Genomic DNA, 20373 nt, shown 5'->3' with positions numbered 1-20373 from the left:
ACACATCACCATGGTTGAAATCGAACTCGACGGCCAGAAGGTCGAAGTGCCACCGGGCAGCATGATCATGCATGCGGCCGAAAAGGCAGGCACCTACATTCCCCATTTCTGCTACCACAAGAAACTGTCCATCGCGGCGAGCTGCCGCATGTGCCTGGTGGAAGTGGAAAAGGCCCCCAAGCCCATGCCCGCCTGCGCCACGCCGGTGACCATGGGCATGATCGTGCGCACCAAGTCCGACAAGGCGATCAAAGCCCAGCAGTCGGTGATGGAGTTCCTGCTCATCAACCACCCGCTGGACTGCCCGATCTGTGATCAGGGCGGTGAATGCCAGTTGCAGGATCTGGCCGTGGGCTACGGCGGCGGTGCCTCGCGCTACGAAGAAGAGAAGCGCGTGGTGTTTCACAAGGACGTCGGTCCGCTGATTTCCATGGAGGAAATGAGCCGTTGCATCCATTGCACCCGCTGCGTGCGCTTTGGTCAGGAAGTGGCCGGCGTGATGGAACTGGGCATGTCGCACCGCGGTGAACACGCCGAAATCGAAACCTTTGTCGGGCAGTCGGTGGATTCCGAGCTGTCGGGCAACATGATCGACATCTGCCCGGTGGGCGCGCTCACGAGCAAGCCGTTCCGCTACAGCGCCCGCACCTGGGAACTCTCGCGTCGCAAGAGCGTGAGCCCGCACGACTCGACCGGTGCCAACCTGATCGTTCAGGTGAAGAACCACAAGGTCATGCGCGTCGTGCCGCTGGAAAACGATGCCGTCAACGAGTGCTGGATTGCCGACCGCGACCGCTTCAGCTACGAAGCCGTCAACAGCGAAGACCGCCTGACCGCGCCCATGCTCAAGCAGGGCGGCGAGTGGAAAACGGTCGACTGGCAGACCGCGCTGGAATACGTGGCCAATGGCCTGAAGCAGGTCAAGGCGGATCATGGCGCTGGCGCCATCGGTGTGCTGGCCAGCCCGCACAGCACGCTGGAAGAGCTGGCCCTGGCCGGTGCGCTGGTGCGCGGCCTCGGCAGCGAGAACATCGACACGCGTCTGCGCCATGCCGACTTCTTCAATGCGGCATCGCCCAACGCGGCCCGCTGGCTGGGCATGCCGATCGCTGCCCTGTCGGGTCTGCAGCGCGTGCTGGTGGTCGGATCGAATCTGCGCAAGGACCATCCGCTGTTTGCCCAGCGCATCCGCCAGGCGGCTCGCAAGGGTGGGCAGGTGAACGTGCTCAACGCCCAGTCGCAGGACTGGGCCATGCCGGTCAAGAACGCCGTGCTGACCGACAGCACCCACTGGGTGTCGGCCCTGGCCGGCATCGCCAACGCCGTGGGCGCCGAAACGGGCGTGCTGGCACCGGTGGCCGCAGAGGTGAACGATGCGGCTCGCGCCATCGCCAAGTCGCTGCTCGGTGGTGAACACAAGGCCATCCTGCTCGGCAACGCGGCCGCGCACCATGCGCAGGCCTCCAGCCTGCTGTCGCTGGCCAACTGGATCGCCCAGCAGACCGGTGTCGCGGTGGGTTACCTCAGCGAAGCCGCCAACACCGTGGGCGCCCAGCTGGTGAACGCCATGCCGGGGCAGGGCGGCTTGAACGCCGGTCAGATGCTCGGTGGCGGGCTCAAGGCGGCGCTGCTGCTGAACAACGAACCGGCCTTTGACAGTGCGGTGGGGAGCCAGGGTCTGGCCAACGCCGGCATGGTGGTCACGCTCAGCCCGTTCAAGGCCAATCTGGACATCAGCGACGTGCTGCTGCCCATCGCTCCGTTCACCGAGACCTCGGGGTCCTTCGTCAACGCCGAAGGCCGGCTGCAGAGTTTCCACGCCGTGGTGCGCCCATTGGGCGATACCCGTCCGGCCTGGAAGGTGTTGCGCGTGCTGGGCAACCTGCTGGGCCTGCCGGGCTTTGACGCCGATTCGTCGCAGGCCGTGCTCGCAGCGGCTTTGCCGGGTGTGACGGCCGGCAGCGTGGTGGATGCTTCGCGCCTGTCCAACACCGGTGAGGCCTTCATTGACATGAACCCTGCCGTCGGCCAGCCCTGCGTGGCGTCCATCTACCAACTGGATTCGCTGGTGCGGCGCGCCAGCTCGCTGCAGCTCACGGCCGATGCCCGTGCAGCAGAAGGAGCACACGCATGATCGACGCGATGTACAACGGTGGCCTGGGCCTGATCGCTGCACCGTGGTGGACCACGGCCGCCTGGCCGGTGATCTGGGGTCTGATCAAGATCGTGGTCTTGCTGGCACCCCTGATGGGCGCGGTGGCCTACCTCACGCTGTGGGAGCGCAAGCTGCTGGGCTTCATGCAGGTGCGCATGGGCCCGAACCGTGTGGGCCCGTTCGGGCTGCTGCAGCCGATTGCCGACGCCGTCAAGCTGCTGACCAAGGAAATCATCAGCCCCAGTGCGGCGGCCGGTGGCCTGTTCCGCCTCGGCCCCATCATGGCCATCATGCCGGCCCTGGCGGCCTGGGTGGCTGTGCCTTTTGGTCCGGAAGCGGTCATTGCCAATGTCAACGCCGGCTTGCTGGTGATCCTGGCGATCACCTCGATCGAGGTCTATGGCGTGATCATCGCGGGCTGGGCCTCCAACTCGAAGTACGCCTTCCTCGGTGCGATGCGCGCATCGGCCCAGATGGTGAGCTACGAAATTGCCATCGGTTTCTGTTTCCTGGTGGTCGTCATGACCGCCGGCAGCCTGAACCTGGGTGAGATCGTGGCTTCACAGTCGCGTGGCATGGGTGCAGACATGGGCCTGAGCTTCCTGTCCTGGAACTGGCTGCCCCTGTTCCCGATCTTCATGGTCTACCTGATCTCCGGCGTGGCCGAGACCAACCGCCACCCGTTCGACGTCGTGGAAGGCGAGGCCGAGATCGTGGCCGGTCACATGGTCGAGTACTCGGGCATGGGCTTCGCGATCTTCTTCCTGGCCGAATACGCCAGCATGTGGCTGGTGTCCATCGTGGCGGTGCTGATGTTCCTGGGTGGGTGGCTGTCTCCCATCGACAGCGCGCTCTTCAACTGGATCCCGGGCTGGATCTGGCTCGGTATCAAGACCTTTGTCGTGGTGTCCATGTTCATCTGGATCCGCGCCACTTTCCCGCGCTTCCGCTACGACCAGATCATGCGTCTGGGCTGGAAGATTTTCATTCCCGTGACGCTGATCTGGCTGCTGCTCGTGGGCGGTCTGATGCAGACCTCGTGGAACATCTGGAAATAAGCAGGGCGAACGACCATGTCCACCACCGTATCCCCTTCCGCATCGCCTTCGGTTGTCGCGCCGTTCTCCATCGGCGACTTTTTCAAGAGCTTCCTGCTGGTCGAGCTGGTCAAGGGCATGGCCCTCACCGGTCGCTACGCCTTCCGCCGCAAGGTGACGGTGCAGTTCCCGGAAGAGAAGACGCCGCTGTCGCCGCGCTTCCGCGGTCTGCACGCCCAGCGCCGTTATGAAAACGGCGAAGAGCGCTGCATCGCCTGCAAGCTGTGCGAGGCGGTGTGCCCGGCCCTGGCCATCACCATCGAGGCCGGTGAACGCGCCGACGACGGCTCGCGCCGCACCACCCGTTACGACATCGACCTGACCAAATGCATCTTCTGCGGCTTCTGTGAAGAAGCCTGCCCGGTGGACGCGATTGTCGAAACCCACATCCTCGAATACCACGGCGAGAAGCGCGGTGATCTGTATTTCACCAAAGAGATGCTGCTGGCCGTGGGTGACCGCTACGAACCCGAGATCGCAGCCGCCAAGGCGGCCGACGCGAAGTACCGCTGAAGCTGGCGAAAGATAAGAACCATGGATTACCAGACCGGCTTTTTCTACCTGTTCGCGGCCGTGCTGCTGTTTGCAGCCTACCGCGTGGTGACCGCGCACAACCCCGTGCACGCGGTGTTGTACCTGATGCTCTCGTTTTCGCAGGCGGCGGCCCTGTGGTTGCTGCTCAAGGCCGAGTTCCTGGGTCTGACCCTGGTGCTGGTGTACCTCGGTGCGGTGATGGTGCTGTTCCTGTTCGTGGTGATGATGCTCGACATCAAGCTCGACGATGACCGCTGGGGTTTCTGGCAGAACTTCCCGCTGGCAGCGGCACTGGGCACCCTGGTGGCGGCCGAGATCATTGCCGTGCTGTGGGTGGGTTTCCCGACCGTCACGGGCGCGGGCATTGCCGCCGTGCCGGACAACTACTCGAACACCAAGGAACTGGGCAAGCTGCTGTACACCGAGTACCTCTATCCCATTGAAGTGGCTGCCGTGATCCTGCTGGTGGCGATGATCGCCGCGATCGCGCTCACGTTGCGCCAGCGCAAGGACAGCAAGGCGATCAACCCCGGTCTGCAGGTCAAGGTGCGTGCATCCGATCGCCTGGTCGTGCTGCCCATGGCCGCCACACAGAAGGCCGCTCCAGCGGCACCGATCCACGAGGAGGGCAAGGCATGAGCCTCACACTGGGACATTTTCTTTCCGTCGGGGCCATCCTGTTTGCCCTGTCGGTCATCGGCATCTTCCTCAACCGCAAGAACCTGATCGTGCTGCTCATGGCCATCGAGCTGATGCTGCTGGCGGTCAACATGAACTTTGTGGCGTTCTCCCATTTCCTGGGTGACATGCACGGCCAGGTGTTTGTGTTCTTCATCCTGACGGTGGCGGCGGCCGAATCGGCCATCGGTCTGGCCATCCTGGTGCTGCTGTTCCGCGCCAAGTCGTCCATCGGCGTCGAAGAACTCAACACCCTCAAGGGTTGAAGCCAGGGAAAGAACAGGCACAAAAATGAGCACCACCCTTTCTGCAAGCACACTCCTGGCGGTTCCGCTGGCGCCCCTGGTGGGCGCGGCGCTGGCCGGCATCCTGGGCACCACCTTTGGCGGCAACGTCATCGGGCGCCGCACCTCGCACACACTGACCATCCTGGGCGTGCTGATCGCCTTCGTCCTCTCGGCCATGACGCTCAAGAGCGTGGCCGTGGACGGCGCCCGCTTCAATGAAACCATCTACGAATGGATGGTGATCGGCGGCATGAAGATGGAAATCGGCTTCATGGTCGATGGCCTGACCGCCATGATGATGTGCGTGGTCACCTTCGTCTCGCTGATGGTGCACATCTACACCATCGGCTACATGGAAGAAGACGCCGGCTACAACCGCTTCTTCGCCTACATCTCGCTGTTCACGTTCTCCATGCTCATGCTGGTGATGAGCAACAACCTGCTGCAGCTGTTCTTCGGCTGGGAAGCGGTGGGCCTGGTGTCCTACCTGCTGATCGGGTTCTGGTTCAACAAGCCCACGGCGATCTTCGCCAACATGAAGGCCTTCCTGGTCAACCGCGTGGGCGACTTCGGCTTCATCCTGGGCATCGGCCTGATCGTGGCCTACACCGGCACGCTGAACTACACCGAGGTGTTCGCCAAGGCGCCCGAGCTCGGCACGCTGGGCTTCCCCGGCACCGACTGGCTGCTGATCACCGTGATCTGCATCTGCCTGTTCATCGGTGCCATGGGCAAGTCGGCCCAGTTCCCACTGCACGTCTGGCTGCCCGACTCCATGGAAGGTCCGACCCCGATCTCTGCGCTGATCCACGCCGCCACCATGGTGACGGCCGGCATCTTCATGGTCGCGCGCATGTCGCCGCTGTTCGAGCTGTCGGACACTGCGCTCAACTTCATCATGGTGATCGGTGCCATCACGGCGCTGTTCATGGGCTTCCTGGGCATCATCCAGAACGACATCAAGCGCGTCGTCGCCTATTCCACGCTCTCGCAGCTGGGCTACATGACGGTGGCGCTCGGTGCCTCGGCCTACAGCGTGGCGGTGTTCCACCTCATGACCCACGCATTCTTCAAGGCTCTGCTGTTCCTCGCGGCCGGTTCCGTGATCATCGGCATGCACCACAACCAGGACATCCGCTGGATGGGTGGCGTGCGCAAGTACATGCCCATCACCTGGATCACCTCGCTGCTGGGCACGCTGGCCCTGATCGGCACACCGCTGTTTGCCGGCTTCTACTCCAAGGACAGCATCATCGAAGCGGTGCATTTCAGCAACCTGCCGGCTTCGGGTTTTGCCTATTTCGCGGTGCTGGCGGGCGTCTTTGTCACGGCCTTCTACTCGTTCCGGCTCTACTTCCTGGTGTTCCACGGCAAGGAGCGCTACGACCAGAACCCGGACGCCCACCACGGCCATGACGATCACCACGACGACCATGGGAACGGCCACGACGACCACAAGCCCCACGAAACCCCCTGGGTGGTGACCGTGCCGCTGCTGCTGCTGGCGATCCCGTCCGTTGTGATCGGCTTCATGACGATCCAGCCGATGCTGTTTGGCGATTTCCTCAAAGACGCCATCACGATCAACGCCGGGGCCCATCCGGCCATGGCCCGTTTCGCCGAAATCTTCCACGGTCCGCTGGCCATGGCGATGCATGCCTTCTCGACCGCGCCGTTCTACCTGGCGCTCGGCGGTGCCGTGACCGCCTGGTACATGTACATGGTCAACCCGGCGCTGCCGGCCGCCATTGGCCGCACGTTCAAGCCGATCGTGACCATCCTGGAGAACAAGTACTACATGGACTGGTTCAACGAAAACGTGCTCGCCCGTGGGGCGCGCATGCTGGGTACCGGACTCTGGAAGGGTGGCGACCAGGGCGTCATCGAAACCGGCGTGGTCAACGCCAGCTGGAAGCTGGTGGGTGGCGTCTCTGCCGTGGTGCGCCGCCTGCAGACCGGTTACCTGTACCACTATGCGCTGATGATGATCGTGGGCATCCTGCTGTTCATGACGTACTTCGTCTGGCTCGCGAAATAAGAGGAAGAACAAGATGGGTTTGCTGAGCCTTGCGATCTGGACGCCGATTCTTTTTGGCGTCGTGCTGCTGGCCTTGGGCCGGGACGAGCACGCCAACGCGGTGCGCTGGATAGCGCTGCTGGGCGCGCTGGTGTCCCTCGCGATCACTGTGCCACTCTACACCGGGTTCGAACTCGGCACGGCTGCGATGCAGTTCGTGGAACAGGGCGTCTGGATCGAACGATTCAACGTCAACTACCACCTCGGTGTGGACGGCATCTCGCTCTGGCTGGTGCTGCTGACCGCCTTCATCACCGTGGTCGTGGTGATTGCCAGCTGGGAATCCATCACCAGCCGTGTCAACCAGTACATGGGCGCCTTCCTGATCCTCTCGGGTCTGATGATCGGTGTCTTTGCTGCGCTCGACGCGATGCTGTTCTACGTCTTCTTCGAAGCCACGCTGATCCCGATGTACCTGATCATCGGTATCTGGGGCGGCCCGAACAAGATCTACGCCGCGTTCAAGTTCTTCCTCTACACGCTCCTGGGCTCGCTGCTCATGCTGGTGGCCCTGATCTACCTGTACACCCAGTCGGGTGGCAGTTTCGATCTGGCCACCTGGCACAAGCTGCCGCTGGGCGGCACGGCGCAGACGCTGCTGTTCTTCGCCTTCTTTGCCGCCTTCGCGGTGAAGGTGCCGATGTGGCCGGTGCACACCTGGTTGCCCGACGTGCACGTGGAAGCGCCCACCGGTGGCTCGGCCGTGCTGGCCGCCATCATGCTGAAACTGGGTGCCTACGGTTTCCTGCGCTTCTCGCTGCCGATCCTGCCCGACGCTTCGCACGAATGGGCCTGGCTCATGATCACGCTGTCCCTGGTGGCCGTGGTCTATGTCGGTCTGGTGGCCATGGTCCAGCAGGACATGAAGAAGCTGGTGGCCTATTCGTCGGTGGCCCACATGGGCTTCGTCACCCTCGGCTTCTTCCTCTTCAGCGACATGGGTGTGGCCGGCGGCATCGTGCAGATGATCGCCCACGGTTTTGTTTCGGCCGCCATGTTCCTGTCCATCGGTGTGCTCTACGACCGCGTGCACTCGCGTGAAATTTCCGCCTATGGCGGCGTGGTCAACACCATGCCCAACTTCGCCGCCTTCGCGCTGTTGTTCACCATGGCCAACTGCGGCCTGCCGGGCACCGCGGGTTTTGTGGGTGAGTGGATGGTGATCCTCGCCGCCGTCAAGGCCAACTTCTGGATCGGCGCCGCCGCGGCCACTGCCCTGATCTTTGGTGCCGCCTACTCGCTGTGGATGTTCAAGCGTGTCTACCTGGGCGCGCCGGGCAACCACCACGTCAAGGCGCTGACCGATATCGGTTCCCGTGAATTCCTCGTCATGGCCGTGCTGGGCATCGCCGTGCTTTACATGGGCGTGCACCCCAAGCCCTTCACCGACGTGATGGACGCTTCGGTGGCCGAACTGCTGCGCCACGTGGCCATCTCCAAGCTGAACTGAGTCAGCCAAAAAACAAGAGAGCGTTTACATGATTGACAACCTCAGCTGGGTCGCGGCCTACCCCGAAATGCTGTTGCTGGTGATGGCCTGCGTGATCGCGCTGGTGGATCTTGGCGTCAAGGCCCCGCTGCGCGGCCTCACCTATGTGCTGACCCTGCTGACCCTGGCGGGTGTGGCCCTGATGCAGGCGGTGTACGCCAGTTCGGGGGAAACCATCATGGCCTTTGGCGGCATGGTGGTGAGCGACCCCATGGGCAACTGGCTCAAGTGTTTTGCTGCCCTGGCGATGATGGTCACCCTGGTGTACGGGCGCGCTTATGCCGGTGCGCGCGACATGCTGCGCGGTGGCGAGATGTTCACGCTGGCGCTGTTTGCGCTGCTGGGCATGTTCGTCATGATTTCCGGCCACAACTTCCTGGTCATCTACCTCGGCCTGGAACTGCTCACGCTCTCCAGCTACGCCCTGGTGGCGCTGCGCCGCGATGATGCACAGGCGATCGAAGCCGCCATGAAGTATTTCGTGCTCGGCGCGCTGGCCAGCGGTTTCCTGCTCTACGGCATGTCCATGGTCTACGGGGCCACCGGTTCTCTCGACCTGGCCGAAGTGCTCAAGGCCATCGCCGGTGGAGAAGCCACGCTCAAGGGCTCGGCCCAGGTGCTGGTGCTCGGTCTGGTGTTCGTGGTGGCCGGTCTCGCGTTCAAGCTGGGTGTCGTGCCGTTCCACATGTGGGTGCCCGACGTGTACCACGGCGCTCCGACGGCCATCACGCTGATGATCGGTGGCGCGCCCAAGCTGGCGGCGTTTGCCATCGTGATCCGTCTGCTGGTCGAGGGCCTGCTGCCGCTGGCGGTGGACTGGCAACAGATGCTGGCGGTGTTGTCGGTGGTTTCGCTGCTGGTCGGCAACCTCGCCGCCATCGCACAGACCAACCTCAAGCGCATGCTGGCGTTTTCCACCATCTCGCAGATGGGCTTCATGCTGCTGGGCCTGCTCGCGGGTGTGGTCGCGGGTGACAACGGCAACATGGCCAACGCCTACAGCTCGTCGATGTTCTACGTCATCACCTATGTGCTGACCACGCTGGGCACCTTCGGTGTGATCCTGCTGCTCTCGCGCAATGGCTTCGAATCGGAAAACATCAGCGACCTGGCCGGCCTGAACCAGCGCAGCCCGCTGTACGCCGGTGTCATGGCGGTGTGCATGTTCTCATTGGCCGGCGTGCCGCCGCTGGTGGGCTTCTATGCCAAGCTCTCGGTGCTGCAGGCCTTGCTCGCCTCGTCCCATCCGCTCTACATCGGCCTGGCCGTGTTTGCGGTGATGATGTCGCTGGTGGGTGCCTTCTACTACCTGCGCCTGGTCAAGGTGATGTACTTTGACGCACCGACACAGACCGCTGACATCGAGGCCGGGGCAGACGCCCGTTCGGTGCTTTCTCTTAACGGCGCGCTGGTGCTGGTCCTGGGCATCGTGCCCGGTGGCCTCATGACCCTGTGTGCCCAGGCCATTACCGCCTTGCTGGCCTGAACCGCCTGATGCGGGTGGCGGGTCGTTGAACCGGCCGCCCCCCATCGGGTCCAATTGCACCTTATGACCCATTCAATGTCTGTCTGGCTGGTTTTGCTGGCCGCCCTGGTGGGTGCCAACCTGCCGTTTCTCAACAACCGCTGGCTGGCTGTCATTCCGCGCAAACAGCCCAAGACCCTGGGGATGCGCGTCGGAGAGCTGGTGGTGTGTTACCTGCTGGTCGGGGCGCTGGGGCTGGCACTTGAGCAGTCGGCCGGGCAGATCTACCCGCAGGGCTGGGAGTTCTACGCCACGACGGCGGCGCTGTTCCTCACGCTGGCCTTTCCAGGTTTTGTGTACCGCTATCTGTTCCACCGTCGAGGCTGACGGTGGCCCATCTGCCGGCTCAGATGCCCACCGCTGATGGCCATTTGCGCGAGACGCCGGTCTCTCGTACCGAGCTGCTCAAAGGGCATTTCCTGCACGTGGTGCGCGACACCGTTCGGCTGCCCAGCGGCGGTGAGGCCACGCGGGAATATGTATTGCACCCCGGGGCCGTCATGGTCATTGGTCTGCTCGACGATGGCCGGGTGGTGCTGGAGCGCCAGTTCCGGCATCCGATGCAGGCCGTGGTGATCGAATTCCCGGCGGGCAAGCTCGATGCGGGTGAGGGCAGCCTGACTTGCGCGCAACGCGAACTGCGCGAGGAAACCGGCTACAGCGCCCGTGAATGGGCCTTTGCCGGCCGGCTGGCGCCGACCATCGCCTATTCGGACGAGATCATCGACATCTGGTTTGCGCGCGGGCTCTCCCTGGGCGAGCGCCGTCTGGATGAAGGCGAGTTTCTGGATGTGTTCACGGCCACGCCCACCGAGTTGCAGGCCTGGTGCCGCAGTGGCGAGGTGTTCGACTCCAAGACCCTGGTCGGCATGCTCTGGTTGCAGAACGTCCAGCGCGGTGAATGGGTGCTTGACTGGTCGGGTCGCGTGCCCGCGGGCATTGCCAGATAATCCACTGCATGAAGGTCCTCAACCTGCAATGCGCCCACCAGCACGAATTTGAAGGCTGGTTCGGTTCCGAAGACGACTTCACCAGCCAGCTCGGGCGTGGCCTGGTGAGCTGTCCGCTGTGCGGCGATACGCAGATCCAGAAAATGCTCTCGGCCCCGCGCCTGAACCTGCGCACGGGGCGCGAAGACAAGGCGCCCGCTGCACCGACAGAAGCCGGCGGCGGTGTGGAACTGGGCCTTCCGGCGTCTGGCTCGGCACTGCATGCCCAGCTGCTCAAGGCCATGCGGCAGGTGCTGGCCCATACCGAAGACGTGGGTGAGCGTTTTGCCGATCAGGCCCGGGCCATGCACCACGGCGAGATGGACCAGCGCAACATCCGCGGCCGCACCAGCCCCGAGGTGGCCCTGGAGTTGATCGAAGAAGGCATCGAGGTGATGCCACTCCCGTCGCTGCCCGCGCTCAAGGAAACCCTGCAGTAGTTGGCTCCCCCTGCGCAGCCTGCGGCGTGCCTTGCAGGCCGCAGTCGGCGCGGGGGTGATTACGGATACAGACCGCGCAGGTCGCGCGCGTGCAGGATGCGCTTGCAGGCGACGATGAAGGTCGCGGTGCGCAGGCTGACTTTGTTCTCTTCGGCCACCTGCCACACGGCGGCAAACGCACCTTTCATGATTTTCACCAGCCGCTCGTTGATTTCGTCCTCGCTCCAGAAGAAGCTGGAGAAGTCCTGCACCCACTCGAAGTAGCTCACCGTCACGCCGCCGGCGTTGGCGATCACGTCGGGCACCACGAGCACACCGCGGTCGTGCAGGATGTCATCGGCCTGCGGCGTGGTCGGACCGTTGGCGCCTTCGATGACCATCTTCGCCTGGATGCGACCGGCGTTGGCTTCGGTGATCTGTTGTTCCAGCGCGGCCGGAATCAGGATGTCACAGGGCACATCCCAGAAGGCGTCGTTGCTGATGATTTCGGCCTGCGGGAAGCCCGCCACCGAGCCCACGCGCGACACATGCGCCAGCAGCGAGGGCACGTCCAGGCCCGCTTCGCGGTAGATGGTGCCGCCGTGGTCCTGCACCGCCACCACCTTCGCACCCGCTTCCGAAAACAGCTTGCCGGCCACGCCACCGACGTTGCCGAAACCCTGCACCGCCACGCGCGCGGTGCTGATGTCCATGCCCGTGTGTTTGGCCGCTTCAGCACCCACGGTGAACACGCCGCGGCCGGTCGCTTCGCGGCGGCCGAGTGATCCGCCGAGATCCACCGGCTTGCCGGTGACCACACCGGTGGCGGTGGAGCCTTCGTTCATGGAGTACGTGTCCATCATCCAGGCCATCACCTGCTCGTTGGTGTTCACGTCGGGCGCGGGGATGTCCTTGGTCGGGCCGATGATGATGCCGATCTCGCTGGTGTAGCGGCGTGTGATGCGCTCCAGCTCACCGATCGACAGTTGGCGCGGATCGACGCGGATGCCGCCTTTGGCACCGCCGTAGGGCACGTTCACCGCGGCGTTCTTGATCGACATCCAGGCCGACAGCGCCATCACTTCGGACAGCGTCACGTTCTGGTGGAAGCGCACGCCGCCCTTGCCCGGCCCACGGCTGGTGTTGTGTTGCACGCGGTAGCCCTCGAAGTGGGCGATGGTGCCGTCGTCCAGGTGGATCGGCACGTCCACGATCAGCGAGCGCTTGGGCCGCTTGAGGGTGTCCACCCAGCGGGCCAGGTTGCCCAGGTAGGGTGCCACGCGGTCCACCTGCTGCAGGTAGATGCCCCAGGGGCCGAGGTTGGTGGGGTCGAGGTAGGAAGGCAGGGCGCTGGTGAAGGCGGCCGGGCTGTTGGCCGCGGCGCCTGTGGAATGCGGTGCTTGTGACATGCTGAAAGTCTCCTGTTGGTTGGCGTTGTCCTTTGTGGAGTCAACGGTTCGCCAGCTTACGGAGAGCACAAGCCCCTGTCCAACGCCAGGTTGGCTGGTGGTTATGCGTTAAACGCATAACAGGACTGATGGCATCGATTCGATCCCACGGGGTGCTCTGACGGTTACCGTCAGGCGTTGAATTGAAGCGCCGCCAAGCCCGCGTACACGCCGCCGTGCGCCACCAGCTCCGTGTGAGTGCCTTGCTCCACCAGGTGCCCGTGGTCCAGCACCACGATGTGGTCGGCCTGCTGCACGGTGGCCAGGCGGTGGGCGATGACCAGCGTGGTGCGGTCTTTCATGGCCGATTCCAGCGCGGCCTGCACCATGCGCTCGCTCTGCGCGTCCAGCGCGCTGGTGGCTTCGTCCAGCAACAGGAGTGGCGGGTTTTTCAGCATGGCGCGCGCGATGGCGATGCGCTGGCGCTGTCCGCCGGAGAGGCGCACACCGCGTTCGCCCAGAAAGGTGTGGTAGCCCTCGGGCAGCTGGGTGATGAACTCGTCGGCAAAAGCGGCCTGGGCCGCAGCGCGCACCGCGTCATCGCTGGCGCCGGGCTTGCCGTAGCGGATGTTTTCCATGGCACTGGACGAGAAGATCACCGGGTCCTGCGGCACGATGCCGATGCGGCTGCGCAACTCGTGCAGGCTCAGCTGGTGGATCGGCACGCCGTCCAGTGCGATCGAGCCCGAAGCCGGGTCGTAGTAGCGCAGCAGCAGACCAAACACCGTGCTCTTGCCCGCACCGCTCGGCCCGACCAGCGCCACCGTCTGGCCGGGTTTCACCGTCAGGCTGAAACCGGAGAGAGCGGCTTGCGCGGGTCGGGAAGGGTAGTGGAAGGTGATGTCTTCAAACCGAAGCGCACTGCCACCCTGCGGGGTGACCGCGGCCACCGGAACGGCGGGCGACTGCACCGGTGACTCCAGCTTCAGCAACTCCATGAGTCGCTCGCTCGCGCCGGCGGCGCGCAGCAGGTCGCCGTAGACCTCGCCCAGCACCGCCACCGCACCGGCGAGGATGATGATGTAAACGACCGTCTGCCCCAGGTGGCCGGCCGTGATCTCGCCGGCAATGACGGCCTGCGTGCCCTGGTACAGGCCCCACAGCAGCAGGGCCGCCGTGCTGATGATGATGAACGCCACCAGCCCGGCGCGCGCCCGGCTGCGCTTGACCGCGGTGCCAAAGGCCTGTTCGGTCGAGTCCGAGAAGCGTTGCGCCTCGCGGTCTTCGGCGGTGTAGCTCTGCACGATGGGGATCGCGTTCAGCACCTCGGCGGCGATCGCGCTGGAGTCGGCCACGCGGTCCTGGCTGGCGCGCGACAGTTTGCGCACGCGCCGGCCGAACCACATGCTCGGCAGCACCACCAGCACGATGATCAGCGACACCTGCAGCATCACATACGGGTTGGTCCAGACCAGCATCACCACCGCGCCCACGCCCATGAAGGCGTTGCGCAGGCCCATGGAGAGTGACGAGCCCACCACGGTCTGCACCAGCGTGGTGTCGGTTGTCAGGCGGCTCAGCACCTCGCCGGTCTGCGTGGTTTCAAAAAACTGCGGACTCTGGCGCAGCACGTGGCTGTACACCGCGTTGCGCAGGTCGGCGGTGATGCGTTCGCCCAGCCAGCTCACCAGGTAGAAGCGGGCCGCCGAAAACAGGCCCAGCGCCACCGCCACGCCAAAGAGTTGCAGGAAATGGCCGCGCAGCGCCACCGCCTGCGCACCGCGGTCGCCCGACACCAGACCACCATCAATGAGGTGGCGCAGTGCCACCGGGAACAGCAGCGTCGCCGCTGCGGCCCCGATCAGGAACAGGACCGCCAGCCCGATCTGCAACCGGTACGGCCGCATGAACGGCCGCAGGCCGCCGAGCGCGGTGGGGGTGGTGGATCTGGGGCGTTCGGTGGGGGAGGGGGCACTCATGACGATGAGTGTGCCGGGTTTTCAACGGGGGCGTTGGTGCATCGGCATGCGTCCGCCGCACGGCCGGAGAGCGGTGTTCAGTGCAGGGGGGGCTGCTGACTCACGACGCGCGAGTGCACCTGCTCCAGGTCGGAGATCAGCACGTCCACCTGCGCCATGAAGGCTGCTCGGCTGGCAGGCGGGCTCTGGGTGATCAGTTCGGTGGATCGTTCGGCCAGCGCCTGCTCCCCGGCCTGACGGGCCCAGCGCCGCACTTCACAATAGGCCAGCAAAGCCAGGCGGCTCAGGTCGCCACTGCGGCGAGCGTGTTGCAGGTCGCCAAGCAGATCCTCAAGACTGTGCTGGATGGGCGCGGTGGAAGCGTTCATGTTGCACTGCAGCATATCCCTGTTTGTGCAAGCTTGCTGGTCCATTCGTCGGTTGATGGGTATTCAGCACCCGCGGTCGGGCCTGCGGGGCCGTTGGCGGCGGGATGCTCCGGCGTGCCCGGACCCGGGTTGGCCCTCTGGCCGGCTTCAGGATGCCGGTCGCGAATTCCCCTGAATCCGCTTTTCGATCTCACCCACGTCGAGTGCCGTGAAATCGATGTCCTGAGCCAACTCGACCCGTCGGTCCACGGTGCTGCTGAGCGCTGCCTTCAGTTCGCCCAGCAGCGGACTGGAGACGCACAGCCACAGCCTGTCGAACTGGCCCGTCGACAGACCTTCGTCGAAGCGGGCGGCCGCCGTGCTGGTGTCGCTGCGCTCATGCCCCGGCCGATCACGCGCCAGTTTGCTGCGCTGGAGCCGGCCTTCCGGGTGGTGGATGGTTTCCAGCACCTCCAGCGGTTCGCTGCGCGAGTTTCTGACAAAGATGCGGGCGATGGAGCTGTTGGCAACCAGAATCCATTGTTTCGTCATGTCGGCTCCAAGGGCACCACGCCAGGCGGCTTGTTGCCCCCGGCGTTGAGCAGGCTCAATGCCGGCTCCCCAGACGCGGCTTCAACACCCGTTTCACAAGCGTTGACCGCAACCGCGTTGATCACCCGGCAGGCTGGGCGCTTTGCCCGGCTCGGCCTTCGGCGTGTGCATCGCAAATTCCCGGTCCATGCCGTTGCGGATGATCGCTGCCAGTCCACCCACCTGCTCCGCGCAGGCTTCGATCACATCGTCCAGTGAAACGATGCCACTCAGGCGACGCTCACCATCGGTCACCAGAAGGCGGCGCACGCCACTGTCCTGCATGGTGGCAACCGCCTGGTCCAGGCTGGCGTTCTCGGCAATCAGCGTGAGGTCCACGTGGGCCAGATCGCCCACTTCCACATCCAGCTCCAGCGGCATGCGGGCCAGTGCGTCAACGACCAGATCGCGGTCGGTCACGATGCCGCACACCTGCTCGCCTCTGGCATCGGTGCAGGTGACGACCAGCATTCCCACATGGTGATCGCGCATCATGCGCGCAGCCTCCATGAGCGAGCACTGCGCGTCGATGGTGACAATGTCTCGGTTGCAGATGGTGCTGACTTGCATGGGGCCCTCCTTGGTGAGCCGTTTCGAGCGGAGTGATCAAGTGTTTCATCGTGCTCCTTTAGGCGGTTGTGAAATTGCGTTCAATCAACGGATGGCGCTGGCAGGGTCAGCTGTCTGAGCGGTGTGTTGTCGGCAACATCGGGAACGCTGCGTATCAGGGGCGGTTGCGGTGTTCACGAAGGGTTTCGGCTTCAATGGTGGCGGCCAAGTCGCGCAGCTGTTCTGCCATCAGCGGGAGCAGGTCTTCGGCCTTCAACAGATCCAGGCGATGGCAAAGCGCGCCGTAGCGGAAACTGCCTTGCGCCATGACCCCGTAGAGATCCATCTCCGGCCAGCTGTGTGCCGATGGCGCGGTGCGGCCGTGACTGGCCTCCGCGCACAGAGGCCTCGCCCAAGGTGCCGATTCAGTCTGACAGCGCGGTCATGGCCTGGTGCCCGTGGCATCAAGCCGCGAGACCGCGGGAGGGTGCGTGCCTGCGCTGAGTGGGCGTGCGGTCGGCCGGTGTGCGGGTGCGCACAAGCATCGGTGCATCCATTTGCCGCCGGGTGCTGCGTGCAAAGGCGCCGAGCCGGTCCATGTCCAGGATTTCGACCTCGCGGGCGCTCACCTGGATCAGATCCAGCGCCGAGAGGGCGGTGAAGCTGCGACTGACGGTCTCGTGCGCCACGCCAAGCAGGCTGGATAGCTCGCGCCGACCCATCCGCAGGAGAAAACGGTGGGGCGACTGGCCACAGTCCGCCATGCGTCTGGAATGCTGAATCAGAAAGCGTGCCAGCCGCACCTCGGACGCGACCGCCGCCATGATGTCCACCAGTTCACGGCTGCGCGCCAGGGTGATGCTTCCGGAGCGCTGCAGCATCAGACCAAAGGCCGGGAGCGCTTCACACAGGCGCGGTATGTCGCACCTCGGGATCACATAGACGGCGGACTCCTCCAGGGCGGTAATGGCCACCGGGTAAGACGTCATGCAAAGCGCGTCAAATCCCAGTACCTCGCTGCGCAGGGCAAAGGCCAGCACCTGCTCGTAGCCGTCCTCGTCAGTCCGGAAGACCTTGAAGGTGCCTGCGCACACAAAGAAGATGGCATTGGCCGGTGCACCTTCGTGCACCAGGCGCTCGCCGGCGTGCACCTTGCGGAGGGTCAATGGTGTGCGTGCAGCAGTGCCCGAAGGATCGACGGGAACGCCTGACATCTGCAACAAATCGGCGAAGGTGGCCCCCACAGGCTTGGTGGGTATCGGACCACGCGACGTTCGCTGGGTGGCGATCTGGATCGGGTCCGTACGGCTCATCGGGAGACTCCTGAAGGGGACTTTTTGGTGCGCTCAGCAAACCTTCAGCATGCTGCAAGTCGCACATCCCGGCTATCAGACTCGGTATTCAGATAAACCCGGAAACAGAGCCACTGGTCGGTGGTTTTTGGCTGATACGGGGTAGGAGTATTCTGGCGAGCTACCACCGGGCGGCGCTGTCCTGGCGCCAGGGCCGTTGCTGCAACATGCCCATGACCCCCCGCAAATGGCGACGAAAGGGCAGCGAGATGAGCAACACCCTGTGCGCCATGGTGCTGGATCAGCCCGGTGCCCGCCTGCGAACGCAAACACGTTCTGAGCGGCCGCGTGCTTCAGGCCCTGAGCTGTTCGATCACCTCGTCATCCTCCACCTGGGGAAAGTGAAGGTAGAACTGGCCGACGGCCTGGAAGTCTTCGGGGGCGTGCAGGCAGACCACCTCGTCGGCCAGGGAACGGACCTTCTCCAGCGCTTCGGGCGACGACACGGGCACGGCGCAGACCAGCCGCTTCGGCTGGCGCTGCCGCACGCTGTGCAGCGCGGCGATCATGGTCGCGCCGGTGGCCAGGCCATCGTCCACCACGATCACCACCCGACCGGCCGGGTCGATGGGGGTGCGCAGCGGCGAGTACATCGCGCGGCGCGCATCGAGTGCCCGGAGCTGCTGGCGCTTTTCTTCGGCGATGTAGTCCGGATCGGCGCCGACCTCGGCCGCATACGGCGCGAGGGTGCTCCAGCCGCTCTCGTCGATGGCGCCGATGGCCAGCTCGGGCTGGAATGGCGCGTGCAGCTTGCGCACCAGCACCACGTCGAAGTCGCCCTGGAGCAGACCGGCCAGGGTCTTGCCCATGGGCGCGGCGCCACGGGGAATGGCGAGCACCAGCGGCTTCTGGCTCCGGTAGGCGTCCAGGCGGGTCGCCAGCTGGCGGGCGGCGTCTTCGCGGTCGTGGAACATGGCGGTTCCTTTCAATCGGCCCGGCCTGCGGGCGCCGGCTGCAGCAACGGGATGCTGAAGTCGGGGTGGCAGGCTGGCGCTGTGGTGGAGACCGGTTCGGGTAGCTTGGGGTGCGTTCGTGGGCGTTTCCGCGGCGCTGGCCTGGCGGCCATCGTTGGATCTGCGCAGTGCATCAGGTTCCCTTCAGGTGTCTTGCCGGCAAGGACAGTCATCGTTCAGCATGAGACAAACCGCCCATCCTGGCTATCGGACTCGGCATTCAGGTGAACCCCGAAACCGATGCATGGGCCGGGGAATTCTTCCGATACCGGGTAGGCGTATTCTGGAACAATGGCCTGGGGCCTGCCTTGGGTTCTGGCCTCCCGTGACTTTGATCATCCCGTTTGCAGTTCGGCGGGCCCGAAAAGGCGAGGCCCCACTATGATGAAAAGATCCGAAGGAGGCGCAGGCATGTACAACCCCCGTTCGTCAGCAGATCCCATGGAGATGGATGCGGTTGTCCAGTCCGGTGCGATCCATGCGGCACTGGAAGGCATCGTCACCATCGACGAGGCGATGCACATCGTGATGATCAACCCGGCCGCGCAGCGCATGTTTGGCCGGCCGGCCGCGCAGTTGCTGGGGCAAGACCTGTCGGTCCTGATTCCGGGTGCCTTGCGCGAACGGCACACGGCGCATGTGCAGGAATTCATGGCCTCTGGGGTCGTCGAACGTCCGATGAGCGAGCGGGGACAACTGATGGGCTTGCGCGCGGACGGCTCCGAGTTCCCGCTGGAGGCCGCGATCTGCCAGGTGGAAGCCTCCAGCAAGCTGGGCGGCCACAGCTACTTCACGGCGATGCTGCGCGATCTGAGCAACGAGCACAAACTCGCGGCCCAGGTCGACCAGCTCAATCGCCGGATGCGCACGCTGTTTGACTTGCTGCCCGTGGCGATCTGGATCACCGAAGGCGAGTCGGTGGTCTATGCCAACAGCGCCTGTGCCCGGCTGTTCGGCGTGGCGCAGCGCGAAAGCCTGACCGGGCAGTCGATCTATACGCTGCTGCACCCCGCGACCCACGAGCGGGTGCGCGAAATGGTGGCCCATGCGCTGGCCTCGGCGGAAGAGGTGCTGCCCATGCACGGGAAGATCGCCCGCCGCGATGGCTCGTCCCGGGATGTCGAGATGGTGGTTGCGGCGCTGCCGGACCACTCGCGCACCCTGGTTCAGATGGTGCTCTCCGACATCACGAAGCAGTCGCAGGAACGGCGGGCGCTGCTGGAGTCGCGGCGAACCCTGCGGAACCTCGCGGCGAGCCTGGTGGACACGCGCGAAGAGGACCAGCGGCGTATTGCCCGCGAGCTGCACGACGAGCTCGGTCAGCGGCTCACGGCCCTGAAGCTGGAGTTGTCGGCGCTGGAGGGCATCGAAACGCCAGGCATCCCTTCGGCGCGAACCCAATTCATGATCCAGATGGTTGACGACACGATGGCCGCCACGCGCCGGATTTCCCTGGGTCTGCGCCCGTTGATGCTGGACGACCTGGGCCTGAACGCGGCCATCGAATGGCTGGCCCAGGAATATGAACGACGGTCAGGGTTGCAGGTGGCGCTGCGCTGCGACCAGCTGCCGGACCTGATGTCGCAGAAGGTCCTGACGGCGCTCTACCGCATCGTGCAGGAGGCCTTGACCAACATCGTGCGCCACGCAAAGGCCACCCGCGTGGCGATTTCCATGGTCCACGCGGACTCGCTCATCGAGCTGCGCATCGAAGACAACGGCACCGGGTTTCCCGACCCGTCGCTGCGGGTGCCGGGAAAATCATTTGGCCTGATCGGCATCCGCGAGCGCGTGCTCATGCTGGGCGGAGACCTGAGCCTGGGCAACCTGCCGGGTGGCGGCGCGAGCATGGTCGTGAGGTTGCCCATGTCCGGTCAGGATGCCACCGGGTACCCGCTGGAGAGCGCGGCGAGCCTGTCCCAGCTGGTTGCTGGCGCCACCCCCTCTGACACCAGGACCTGAGC

Annotated in this window: 20 protein-coding genes; 12 read left to right on the top strand and 8 right to left on the bottom strand. The window is 64.6% G+C overall.

The window, feature by feature from the left end; genetic code table 11:
- Positions 1 to 10: 10 nt before the first annotated feature.
- From nuoG to AC23D4_RS07835, 11 genes are all read left to right on the top strand, one after another.
- The gene (gene nuoG, locus AC23D4_RS07885; protein WP_472889596.1) at positions 11 to 2134 is read left to right on the top strand and encodes an NADH-quinone oxidoreductase subunit NuoG; all 2124 of its coding nucleotides are present in this window, start codon (positions 11 to 13) and stop codon (positions 2132 to 2134) included.
- Complete coding sequence (gene nuoH, locus AC23D4_RS07880) at positions 2131 to 3213, top strand: NADH-quinone oxidoreductase subunit NuoH (protein ID WP_472889597.1); 1083 nt, start codon at positions 2131 to 2133, stop codon at positions 3211 to 3213. The genes nuoG and nuoH overlap by 4 nt, the downstream gene beginning before the upstream one ends.
- 15 nt (positions 3214 to 3228) lie before the next feature.
- The gene (nuoI, locus tag AC23D4_RS07875; RefSeq protein ID WP_472889598.1) at positions 3229 to 3765 is read left to right on the top strand and encodes an NADH-quinone oxidoreductase subunit NuoI; all 537 of its coding nucleotides are present in this window, start codon (positions 3229 to 3231) and stop codon (positions 3763 to 3765) included.
- 21 nt (positions 3766 to 3786) lie between these two features.
- Positions 3787 to 4425, top strand: coding sequence for an NADH-quinone oxidoreductase subunit J (locus tag AC23D4_RS07870; protein WP_472889599.1), 639 nt, complete (start codon positions 3787 to 3789; stop codon positions 4423 to 4425).
- Positions 4422 to 4730 carry an NADH-quinone oxidoreductase subunit NuoK gene (gene nuoK / locus AC23D4_RS07865; RefSeq protein WP_177135809.1) on the top strand — a complete coding sequence of 103 codons (309 nt, stop codon included), beginning with the start codon at positions 4422 to 4424 and terminating at the stop codon, positions 4728 to 4730. Before AC23D4_RS07870 ends, nuoK begins: the two co-directional genes overlap by 4 nt.
- Positions 4731 to 4755: 25 nt before the next feature.
- Positions 4756 to 6789 (top strand): NADH-quinone oxidoreductase subunit L, encoded by a 2034-nt coding sequence (gene nuoL, locus AC23D4_RS07860; RefSeq protein ID WP_472889600.1) that lies wholly within the window; start codon positions 4756 to 4758, stop codon positions 6787 to 6789.
- A 13-nt stretch (positions 6790 to 6802) separates the two neighbouring features.
- Positions 6803 to 8278 carry an NADH-quinone oxidoreductase subunit M gene (locus AC23D4_RS07855; protein WP_472889601.1) on the top strand — a complete coding sequence of 492 codons (1476 nt, stop codon included), beginning with the start codon at positions 6803 to 6805 and terminating at the stop codon, positions 8276 to 8278.
- 28 nt (positions 8279 to 8306) lie between these two features.
- Positions 8307 to 9803 carry an NADH-quinone oxidoreductase subunit NuoN gene (gene nuoN / locus AC23D4_RS07850; protein ID WP_472889602.1) on the top strand — a complete coding sequence of 499 codons (1497 nt, stop codon included), beginning with the start codon at positions 8307 to 8309 and terminating at the stop codon, positions 9801 to 9803.
- A 63-nt stretch (positions 9804 to 9866) separates the two neighbouring features.
- Entirely contained in the window at positions 9867 to 10169 is a 303-nt protein-coding gene (locus tag AC23D4_RS07845) for a DUF2818 family protein (protein ID WP_472889603.1), read from the top strand.
- A gap of 23 nt (positions 10170 to 10192) precedes the next feature.
- On the top strand, positions 10193 to 10792 hold the full coding sequence (locus AC23D4_RS07840) for an NUDIX domain-containing protein (RefSeq protein WP_472889604.1): 600 nt from the start codon (positions 10193 to 10195) through the stop codon (positions 10790 to 10792).
- A gap of 8 nt (positions 10793 to 10800) precedes the next feature.
- Positions 10801 to 11271 carry a DUF1178 family protein gene (locus AC23D4_RS07835; RefSeq protein ID WP_472889605.1) on the top strand — a complete coding sequence of 157 codons (471 nt, stop codon included), beginning with the start codon at positions 10801 to 10803 and terminating at the stop codon, positions 11269 to 11271.
- 59 nt (positions 11272 to 11330) lie between these two features.
- Here AC23D4_RS07835 and AC23D4_RS07830 read toward each other — a convergent pair whose 3' ends face one another.
- The 8 genes from AC23D4_RS07830 to AC23D4_RS07795 all read right to left on the bottom strand — a co-directional run bounded on the left by AC23D4_RS07830 (position 11331) and on the right by AC23D4_RS07795 (position 18370).
- Positions 11331 to 12659: a Glu/Leu/Phe/Val family dehydrogenase gene (locus AC23D4_RS07830; RefSeq protein ID WP_472889606.1), complete on the bottom strand. Its 1329-nt coding sequence runs from the start codon at positions 12657 to 12659 to the stop codon at positions 11331 to 11333.
- A gap of 170 nt (positions 12660 to 12829) precedes the next feature.
- Complete coding sequence (locus AC23D4_RS07825; RefSeq protein WP_472889607.1) at positions 12830 to 14617, bottom strand: ABC transporter transmembrane domain-containing protein; 1788 nt, start codon at positions 14615 to 14617, stop codon at positions 12830 to 12832.
- A gap of 77 nt (positions 14618 to 14694) precedes the next feature.
- The gene (locus AC23D4_RS07820) at positions 14695 to 14985 is read right to left on the bottom strand and encodes a hypothetical protein (protein WP_472889608.1); all 291 of its coding nucleotides are present in this window, start codon (positions 14983 to 14985) and stop codon (positions 14695 to 14697) included.
- A 147-nt stretch (positions 14986 to 15132) separates the two neighbouring features.
- On the bottom strand, positions 15133 to 15516 hold the full coding sequence (locus AC23D4_RS07815; RefSeq protein ID WP_472889609.1) for a host attachment protein: 384 nt from the start codon (positions 15514 to 15516) through the stop codon (positions 15133 to 15135).
- 93 nt (positions 15517 to 15609) lie between these two features.
- Positions 15610 to 16125, bottom strand: coding sequence for a CBS domain-containing protein (locus AC23D4_RS07810; RefSeq protein ID WP_472889610.1), 516 nt, complete (start codon positions 16123 to 16125; stop codon positions 15610 to 15612).
- A gap of 154 nt (positions 16126 to 16279) precedes the next feature.
- On the bottom strand, positions 16280 to 16450 hold the full coding sequence (locus tag AC23D4_RS07805) for a hypothetical protein (protein WP_472889611.1): 171 nt from the start codon (positions 16448 to 16450) through the stop codon (positions 16280 to 16282).
- Between the two features lie 118 nt (positions 16451 to 16568).
- Positions 16569 to 17417 carry a Crp/Fnr family transcriptional regulator gene (locus AC23D4_RS07800; protein WP_472889612.1) on the bottom strand — a complete coding sequence of 283 codons (849 nt, stop codon included), beginning with the start codon at positions 17415 to 17417 and terminating at the stop codon, positions 16569 to 16571.
- Positions 17418 to 17749: 332 nt separating this feature from the next.
- Complete coding sequence (locus AC23D4_RS07795; protein ID WP_472889613.1) at positions 17750 to 18370, bottom strand: phosphoribosyltransferase; 621 nt, start codon at positions 18368 to 18370, stop codon at positions 17750 to 17752.
- Between the two features lie 450 nt (positions 18371 to 18820).
- Here AC23D4_RS07795 and AC23D4_RS07790 point away from each other — a divergent pair, with 450 nt between their 5' ends.
- Entirely contained in the window at positions 18821 to 20371 is a 1551-nt protein-coding gene (locus tag AC23D4_RS07790; protein WP_472889614.1) for a PAS domain-containing sensor histidine kinase, read from the top strand.
- Positions 20372 to 20373: the final 2 nt, after the last annotated feature.

The organism is Hydrogenophaga sp. L76 (assembly GCF_057654755.1).
Note: the sequence above shows the minus strand (reverse complement) of the source record. Positions and strands in the feature narration are given on the sequence as shown.